The sequence below is a fragment of the Mycobacterium sp. E1747 genome (assembly GCF_001667775.1).
GTDB lineage: Bacteria > Actinomycetota > Actinomycetes > Mycobacteriales > Mycobacteriaceae > Mycobacterium.
On sequence record NZ_LZJI01000219.1, the window covers coordinates 1 to 2,530 of the forward strand.

Annotated in this window: 3 protein-coding genes and 1 pseudogene; 3 read left to right on the forward strand and 1 reads right to left on the reverse strand. The window is 67.9% G+C overall.

From position 1 onward, the window contains the following. The 3 genes and pseudogenes from A5695_RS29905 to rfbA form a co-directional block, all read left to right on the forward strand. Positions 1 to 134 (forward strand): annotated as a pseudogene (locus A5695_RS29905) (hypothetical protein); the annotation flags it as partial. A 29-nt stretch (positions 135 to 163) separates the two neighbouring features. Beyond that, complete coding sequence (locus tag A5695_RS23505) at positions 164 to 538, forward strand: nuclear transport factor 2 family protein (RefSeq protein ID WP_068088080.1); 375 nt, start codon at positions 164 to 166, stop codon at positions 536 to 538. A 21-nt stretch (positions 539 to 559) separates the two neighbouring features. Continuing rightward, the gene (gene rfbA / locus A5695_RS23510) at positions 560 to 1,435 is read left to right on the forward strand and encodes a glucose-1-phosphate thymidylyltransferase RfbA (RefSeq protein ID WP_068088078.1); all 876 of its coding nucleotides are present in this window, start codon (positions 560 to 562) and stop codon (positions 1,433 to 1,435) included. On the opposite strand, the gene A5695_RS23515 is transcribed toward rfbA, so the two are convergent. Then, the coding region (locus A5695_RS23515) for a YibE/F family protein (RefSeq protein ID WP_068088083.1) at positions 1,377 to 2,530 on the reverse strand (1,154 nt) is incomplete at its 5' end. The two genes, rfbA and A5695_RS23515, sit on opposite strands and share 59 nt — an antisense overlap.

The window sequence follows — 2,530 nt, forward strand, 5'->3', positions numbered from 1 at the left end:
CCGCGGCGCTGCGGGGTGCGGCGACCGAGCTGCTGCTGGCCATCGTGCGCCGGGTGCCGCTCGCCGACACGGACATCGAGCTGTTCGGCGACGACGCGGTCTGGCAGACCTGGCTGGACCGTACCCCGCTCTAGCCACGAGCCCACACGGTAACTTGCACATCATGACCACTTCGGAGATCGCCACCGTCCTGGCTTGGCACGACGCGCTCAACGCGTCCGACCTGGAAACCCTGGTGGCCCTGTCCAGCGACGACATCGAGATCGGTGACGCGAACGGCGCGGCGCAGGGCCACGACGCGCTGCGCCGGTGGGCCGCTTCCCCCCGCGGCACTGCCGAACTTGGCCGGATGTACGTGCACGACGGTGTCGTGGTCGTCGAGCAGAAGATGAGCGCCCAGGACGACCCCGGCGCCGTGACGACCGCCGCGTCGGCGTTCCGGGTGGTCCACGACCATGTCACGTCCGTCTTCCGGCACGACGACCTGGCGTCCGCGCTGGCGGCCACGGAACTCACCGAATCCGACCTCGTCAATTAATCGTGGATAGGGGAGCCAGTCATGCGCGGCATCATCTTGGCCGGCGGCTCGGGCACTCGGTTGCACCCGATCACCGTGGGCATCAGCAAGCAGCTGTTGCCGGTGTACGACAAGCCGATGGTCTACTACCCGCTGTCCACGCTGATGATGGCCGGGATCCGGGACATCCTGGTGATCACCACGCCGCACGACGCGGCGGGCTTTGAGCGGCTTCTGGGCGACGGTTCGCAGTTCGGGATCGACATCAGTTACGTGACGCAGGAGCGGCCCGACGGCCTGGCCCAGGCGTTCGTCCTCGGCGCAGACCACATCGGCACCGACTCGGTGGCGTTGGTGTTGGGGGACAACATCTTCTACGGACCCGGATTGGGAACGAGCCTGAGCCGCTTCCAAACCATCAGCGGCGGAGCGGTTTTCGCGTATTGGGTGGCCAACCCGTCGGCGTACGGTGTGGTCGAGTTCAGCGACGACGGCATGGCGCTGTCGCTGGAGGAGAAACCCCAGACGCCGAAATCCAATTACGCGGTCCCGGGTTTGTATTTCTACGACAACGACGTGATCGAGATCGCCAAGGGTCTGAAGAAGTCGGCGCGCGGTGAGTACGAGATCACCGAGGTCAACCAGATCTATCTGAGCCGCGGCAAGCTGTCGGTCGAGGTGATGGCCCGCGGAACGGCCTGGCTCGACACCGGAACGTTCGACTCCCTGCTGGACGCCAGCGACTTCGTGCGGACGCTGGAACGACGGCAAGGCCTGAAGGTCAGCGTTCCCGAGGAAGTGGCGTGGCAGCAGGGCTGGATCACCGACGAACAGCTGGCCCAGCGCGCCCACACCCTACTCAAGTCAGGCTATGGTGGCTATCTGCTGGATCTGTTGGAGCGGAGCCGGTTTCACTAGGCTTGGCCAGCGCAGTGGCGATCGCCGTCGTCAGCGGCACCGACAGCGCCAGCGCGATGCCGCCCACCGCGGACCGGGCGATCTCGATGGCCACGCTCTCGCCCGTCAGCACGTCGGTCAGTGAACGGTTGGCCACGCTGAACAACAGCAGCAGCGGCAGCGAGCTCCCCGCGTAGGCCAGCACCAGCGTGTACACCGTGCTGGCGATGTGATCGCGGCCAACCCGGATGGCGCCCAGGAAGATCCCGCGCCGCGACCCGCCGAGGTGGGCCAGCTCGAACACCGTGGAGGCCTGGGTCACCGTCACGTCGTTGAGCACACCCAGCGATCCGATGATGAAGCCGGCGAGCAGCAGGCCGCTGATCGACACGTTGCCCAGGTACGCGCTGACGGTGGCGTTCTGGTCGTCGGACAAGCCGGTCAGGTGCGCCAGTTCGATTGCGGCCCAAGACAACCCCGCCGCCAGCAACAGCGACGTCAGCGTACCCAGCAGCGCGGCGCTGGTCCGCAGGCTCACGCCGTGGGCCAGATAGATGACCGCATACAGGATCGCCGCGGCGCCCACCAACGCCACCGGAACCGCGGGCGCGCCGTCGCGCAGGGCCGGCAGCAAGAACACCACCAGGACCAAGAACGCGACCCCGATACCTACCAGCGCGAGCAGCCCCCGCCAGCGGGCCACCGCCACGATCACCACCGCGAACGCGACGGCCAGGGCAACCAGCGACCAGCCGCGTTCGAAGTCGTAGAACGCGTAGCTGGTGGCGCCCTGGTCGTCGACCTGGCGGACGAGCCGAATGTGGTCTCCCACCGCGAATTTGGGCTGGCCGGGGCCGGGGGAGGACTCCAGCAACGTGTTGGCCCCGGTGTTGGGGCCGGAATCGATCGCCACCTGTGTCAGCACGCAGCGGCCCGCGCCCGGGGGCGCCGGCTGCGGCGCGGTGGTGAGGACCTGGCTGACCGACGGGCTGCCGCAGTCACCCATGCCGCTGGACAGCACATGCCCGGCCTGGGTGCTCACCGCGCCGCCGGCCGCGTTCTGGAACGGCATCGGGATGTCGACGTGCTGCCGGCTGGGCCACAGTGCGATCGCGC

Coding starts and splice junctions, on each gene's coding strand:
- A5695_RS23505 (WP_068088080.1), top strand. CDS start 164: ATGACCACTTCGGAGATCGCCACCGTCCTGGCTTGGCACGACGCGCTC.
- rfbA (WP_068088078.1), top strand. CDS start 560: ATGCGCGGCATCATCTTGGCCGGCGGCTCGGGCACTCGGTTGCACCCG.